This is a genomic window from Candidatus Sordicultor fermentans, from assembly GCF_012728195.1.
Classification (GTDB): domain Bacteria; phylum Atribacterota; class Atribacteria; order Atribacterales; family Caldatribacteriaceae; genus Sordicultor; species Sordicultor fermentans.
The window spans coordinates 1-4840 of record NZ_JAAYFP010000190.1 but is presented as its reverse complement, the minus strand read 5'-3'; the positions used below and the strand labels follow the sequence as shown (position 1 = coordinate 4840).

Below are 4840 nucleotides of genomic sequence, written 5' to 3'. Positions count from 1 at the left end.
TTATAAAGGGGTTCTCCCCTTTATAGTTCGGGGTTATAAGGGGGCTTGCCCCCTCATTGTCTCTTTGTCATTTCCGAAATATTTTGTCGGGAATCCCCCCCGCCGTCATGCCCGAAATCTTCAATCGGGAATCCAAAAGCTTTTACTGAGGGAGCTTTCCCCTCAGTAAATCTTTATTTTTTATCTTTTGTTTTTGCTTTTCTCGGGGTTTATAAGGGGGTTTACCCTCTTATAGTCTTCCCCCTCATAGGTGGCTTTTATTTCTTTCCTGGCTTATGGTATTCTTTGCTCCGGAAAATCCTCTCTCCACACTTCCCACATACCAAATCCCGAGGAGTTTTTACTCCCCAAGCCAGCATCATAGCTCACCTTGATAAGCTCAGGGTTTCCGGTTATCTCGTATTGTCCCATCCACCCGTGGATGACAGTTTGTTTATAAACAATGATTTTCTCATGATTTTTATTCACCCGGAGAGGGACAATATCAAACTGAAGATTATCATCGAGGGGTGAGTCATTAACTAAGAGGTATTTTTTTATCAGATTATCTCGAATCTTTTCTCCAAATTCTTTTTCCTGGGGGTTGTAGTAATATGTCTTTTTCTTTCCTTCCTGGGTATATAGTGTGCTATAGGTTACGACAGGCGAGAGCATTTCAACCTGCACTCTCTTGGTAAACTTTTTCTCCATCATGACTTCGACGCTTTCCGTCCAGACTTTATTATTTCCTAAACTCAGTTCCCTCCTTTTCACTAAAAAGTGAGATAGGCTTTCTAAAATATCAACCTTGGGAGAGGCAATAAGGAGAGAAACAGGAGGATAGAAAGTGAATCCTTCTTGAGGGTTATAGTTCATTTTTCCCAGAAGTCGGGAAAAAGTGAAGAGCTTAAAGGTTCTTGAGCCCAGCTTGTATCCCTCACTGTGAAGCATATTGGAGAGAGCCCGATCCAGATTTGAATATATGAAGCCCTGAATGATGTGGTTGTGATGAGTGGGAAGACATATTTTACGGTCGGACTGAAAGGTAACTTTTATTCTCAACAATACCCCCCTCTTTTTATAATCAGGAAGTGTAACCTATTCTATCAAATACCACCCCTGAGAGGAAGCCCCCTCAGGTGGTACTTCTTCTTGAGAGTTGCAAGAGAGCTAAATTGCGGGGTTTTTGTACCTTTTTCCTGAGGATAATCCACCTCAGCCTGCTATTGCAAGCCCCGTCACATCGTACGCTGGAGGAAAAACACTTCAACGTTGAGGGAGAAAAAGGCCGGCAAATATTCAGGGAAATTGTGTAACGGGTTATATAAAGCTATGTTCAGAGGCCAGAAAAAATTTTCCTTGTATTATTTACTATATATTGGTAAAATATTCAAAAATAGTTTAGGAGGAAGAAATGCAGGAGCTTCCTTTAAAGTGCAAAAATTGTAAGGCGTTGATTACCTTGGAGGACGTAACAGAAATTGGAATTTATAAAATTCCTGCTTACCGGGGCAGTGGATACATAAGATATATATGTCCCAATTGCAAAGATTTCTGCGAAGTTAATTTTAACTTAGAGAAACTGGAGGATGTAGCACGGATTACCACTAAAAAGAAGAAAAAGGCCAAACCCAAAGGCCAAATAACCATTGACGAAATAATCCAGTTTCACAAAGAGCTGGAAAATTTAAAAAATGCTGATTTTTTAAAGGATTCCTGAAAAGGTTGATTGGTAATGGTGAGTACCAAAGAAGAAGAAAAGAAATATTTTCAAGAGTTATTGAATCCTGAATTAGGGGCACTGTTTCGTACTGCTCTGCGTATGACTCGTAACCGAGAAGACGCTGAAGATTTAGTTCAAGAAACAGTGACCAAAGCTTTTGCTGCCTTTGATCGGTTTGAAAAGGGGACTAATTTTCGAGCCTGGATATTCCGAATCTTAACCAACACTTTTATAAATAACTATTACCGGGTAAGAGACAGGCAAAAGCTTCCTTCCTTAGATGAGATGGAAGAAGAATCTTTTTTCCAACCTATAGCTGAGGGAATAACCCCAGAGGAAGCTTTGTTAAATACTTTAACCAAGGAGGATATTCTTAAAGCTATAGAGGATCTACCTGTAGAGTTTAGAGCTGTGGTGGTCTTGGTCCTGGTGGAGGGCTTCTCCTATAAAGAAGCAGCAGAAATACTGGATATACCTATAGGGACAGTTATGTCTCGTCTGTGGCGAGGTAGAAGATTGCTGCAAAAGTCGCTATGGGAATACTCTTCCACCCGGAGAAATGATTCAGAAAGGAAGAACCAGGAAGGATGGACTGCAAAGAAGTCTTAGGTAAGATATATCTGTATTTAGACAATGAAATATTAACCGAAAGCGAAAGGCGGCAAATCGAAGAACATCTGAAGTGGTGCTTTAAATGCTGCCAGATGTACGAGTTAGAGAGAAATCTGGAGAACTTAATCAGAATAAATGGGCGTAATGATGAAGTTCCTGCCAGTCTGTTTTTCAGAATAGAAAACGTCATCGCTCAATTTTAGTCGAGGAATAAAAATTGTTTCCCTCTCACCCCATAGCCATCGAAAGATGGGCCAAGTCTCTGGTGGAAAGCTACCGGAAGACAGAAAAAATAACTAATATAGAGAACAAGCATTTTCCCTCTCGAGATAAAGTGATAGAGATTTCTGAGGAATTGAGGGAATTGCTCTTTCCCGGTTATTTAGGAAGAACCAATCTATCCTGGCTCAACGCTGAATATTTTGTGGGGGGCAAATTAGACTATATCTTTGGCGAGTTGAGCCGAGAAATCGCTTTTTCTCTGGGCGATAAATCACCGGAGGGGGAAGAAAGAGCCTATCGTGAAACGGAAGTATTTTTCGGTAAGCTACCTGCGGTGCGCGAGATGTTAGAAGACGACGTTCAAGCTGCCTTTGACGGTGACCCGGCGGCCAAAAGTCTGGATGAGGTAATATTCAGTTACCCCTGTCTTGTGGCTATCTCGATCTATCGCCTGGCTCACGAGCTTTTTATTCAGGGAATTCCTCTTATACCTCGAATGATGACCGAATATGCTCACTCAGCGACTGGTATAGATATTCACCCCGGGGCCAAAATCGGTCGAAGCTTTTTCATTGACCACGGAACAGGAGTGGTGATTGGAGAAACCTGTGAAATTGGCAATAATGTTAAAATTTACCAGGGGGTGACACTGGGGGCTCTATCTTTCCCCAAAGATGAACGAGGTAAAATTATTCGAGGGATTAAGCGTCATCCTACCATTGAAGATAACGTAACTATCTATGCTGGAGCTACCATCCTGGGAGGCCAAACTATAATCGGGAAGGGCAGTGTAGTAGGGGGTAATGTCTGGCTTACTCACTCTATTCCTCCTTATACCAAGGTAGCCATTGAGGAACCTCGTCTCAAAATATCAGAAAACCAAAAACTATGAGTGCTCGTCGCCACCTTATTTTTCTTCTCATCTGGCTGGGTGGGGTTATATTATATCTTTTCTTTCCCTTTCCTATTTTAAAAATAGTGGTTCTGTATATCTGGCCTATTTTCTGGTTTTCCCTTTCCTTTTTTTACGCTGTTTCTGCCTTTTCTTTTTCTCGCCAGAAAGGAATTTCTTTCTTCCGTTCTTTATTGTACGGAATAGAAGCCTTCTTCCACTATCCTAAATTCCAGTGGGTGAGAAAACCACAGCTACCTCTTACCGATGAGGAAAAAATCCAACTTCTTAAAGAATCACCAAAAATTACCAGGGTTACCTGGCCTTCTTCTTTTTTATGTCCTTTTTGTCGGATAGAAATCCCTGAAACTTTGAAAACTATCCCCAACGAGGGGATAGCAGTAAAGAGTCGTCCTCTTTACTGCCCTAAGTGCCACACTCGTCTTGATGTCTGTCGATATTGTATCTTTTTTGAACCTGCCGCCAGCTCGTTTCTTGGTGGGGGAGTGGATATAAGCACCGGGAAGTGCACAGTAATAAAGAAAAACCAACCCATAGAAGAGATATGCGAGCCTTCTGTCGCTAAACGCTTGCGAGAAATGGGATGGAACACTTTATATGCTGGTGTTAAAATCCCTGATTCTTTTACTCCTCCTGATAGCTGCCGTCAGTTTCAGTTTGATGAGCACAAGACTTCCCTCGACCATTTGCCCGATATGGGAAGGGTAAGGTATTTACTCCTCAAGCTGGAGGAAACTTATTCCCAGAATTCTTCTCCTTCTTCCTCCTCTTTTAAGAAGTTAATCGAGTCAGCAAAGTCAAAACCCAATAATGAACTAAGTTCGTCATTAATCAACTCCAATAGAGATATCAATTGATCCTGGGCTTTAAGATAATCCACAAACAGAGGTTCAGAAAGCAATTGTTTGCTAATTTCTTCTAATTCTTCTAAATATTCATCGGGTATATCTTCTTCACTATCGGCCAATTTGTCCAGCATGTCTTGTTTTTCCTCTAACTGTTGATAAAGAGAAAGAAAGTTAGGGTCGTTAGCTAAAAGAGCTCTTTTTTCCTGGAAATTCTGGTAAGCGGCAGAAGATATAATTTGTTGAGCTAATTGGTCAATAGCCTCCTTCATGCTTTTGGTCAGTTTTGCCACGGGTGCACCTCCTTCATAATTTTATCTATTGTAACAGAAAAGATTAAACTTGGTTATACCATATAGGATTTTTCTAAACTTTCTTTTTAAAAATTCAAATTATCCCTTTCGTGTCCTCTTTCTTTCGAGGGACAAACCCCCTCTTTTCCCCTTTTGATTAAGAACCATAAGAGGCCGCTGCCCCTGAATGCCTCTACGAGGGGTCCAAAAGTATTTAAAAACTAAAAAAAGCATCCACCAGTGGATTCCCACC

The 4840-nt window shown here is 41.1% G+C and carries 6 protein-coding genes and 1 pseudogene; 5 read left to right on the top strand and 2 right to left on the bottom strand.

All coding sequences use genetic code 11. The features are described from left to right. Positions 1-273 precede the first annotated feature (273 nt). Positions 274-1041 (bottom strand): CRISPR-associated endoribonuclease Cas6, encoded by a 768-nt coding sequence (gene cas6, locus GXZ17_RS09545; protein ID WP_409377057.1) that lies wholly within the window; start codon positions 1039-1041, stop codon positions 274-276. A 352-nt stretch (positions 1042-1393) separates the two neighbouring features. On the opposite strand from cas6, the gene GXZ17_RS09540 reads away from it, so the two are divergent. The 5 genes from GXZ17_RS09540 to GXZ17_RS09520 are packed head-to-tail and all read left to right on the top strand — an operon-like array spanning position 1394 to position 4306. Then, a complete protein-coding gene (locus GXZ17_RS09540) occupies positions 1394-1699 on the top strand; it encodes a hypothetical protein (RefSeq protein ID WP_409377056.1) in 306 nt (101 codons plus the stop codon). Between the two features lie 15 nt (positions 1700-1714). After that, positions 1715-2311: a sigma-70 family RNA polymerase sigma factor gene (locus tag GXZ17_RS09535; protein ID WP_409377055.1), complete on the top strand. Its 597-nt coding sequence runs from the start codon at positions 1715-1717 to the stop codon at positions 2309-2311. Further along, the gene (locus GXZ17_RS09530; RefSeq protein WP_409377054.1) at positions 2290-2517 is read left to right on the top strand and encodes a zf-HC2 domain-containing protein; all 228 of its coding nucleotides are present in this window, start codon (positions 2290-2292) and stop codon (positions 2515-2517) included. The genes GXZ17_RS09535 and GXZ17_RS09530 overlap by 22 nt, the downstream gene beginning before the upstream one ends. 14 nt (positions 2518-2531) lie before the next feature. After that, positions 2532-3428: a serine O-acetyltransferase EpsC gene (gene epsC, locus GXZ17_RS09525; RefSeq protein ID WP_409377053.1), complete on the top strand. Its 897-nt coding sequence runs from the start codon at positions 2532-2534 to the stop codon at positions 3426-3428. Continuing rightward, positions 3425-4306 carry a hypothetical protein gene (locus tag GXZ17_RS09520; RefSeq protein WP_409377052.1) on the top strand — a complete coding sequence of 294 codons (882 nt, stop codon included), beginning with the start codon at positions 3425-3427 and terminating at the stop codon, positions 4304-4306. The genes epsC and GXZ17_RS09520 overlap by 4 nt, the downstream gene beginning before the upstream one ends. 17 nt (positions 4307-4323) lie before the next feature. Here GXZ17_RS09520 and GXZ17_RS09515 read toward each other — a convergent pair. Next, positions 4324-4566: pseudogene (locus tag GXZ17_RS09515) on the bottom strand (YlbF family regulator); the annotation flags it as partial. Positions 4567-4840: the final 274 nt, after the last annotated feature.

Excerpts from the sequence above, each read along its gene's own strand:
- GXZ17_RS09530 (WP_409377054.1), top strand. The coding sequence starts at position 2,290 with ATGGACTGCAAAGAAGTCTTAGGTAAGATATATCTGTATTTAGACAAT.
- GXZ17_RS09540 (WP_409377056.1), top strand. The coding sequence starts at position 1,394 with ATGCAGGAGCTTCCTTTAAAGTGCAAAAATTGTAAGGCGTTGATTACC.
- GXZ17_RS09535 (WP_409377055.1), top strand. The coding sequence starts at position 1,715 with ATGGTGAGTACCAAAGAAGAAGAAAAGAAATATTTTCAAGAGTTATTG.
- GXZ17_RS09520 (WP_409377052.1), top strand. The coding sequence starts at position 3,425 with ATGAGTGCTCGTCGCCACCTTATTTTTCTTCTCATCTGGCTGGGTGGG.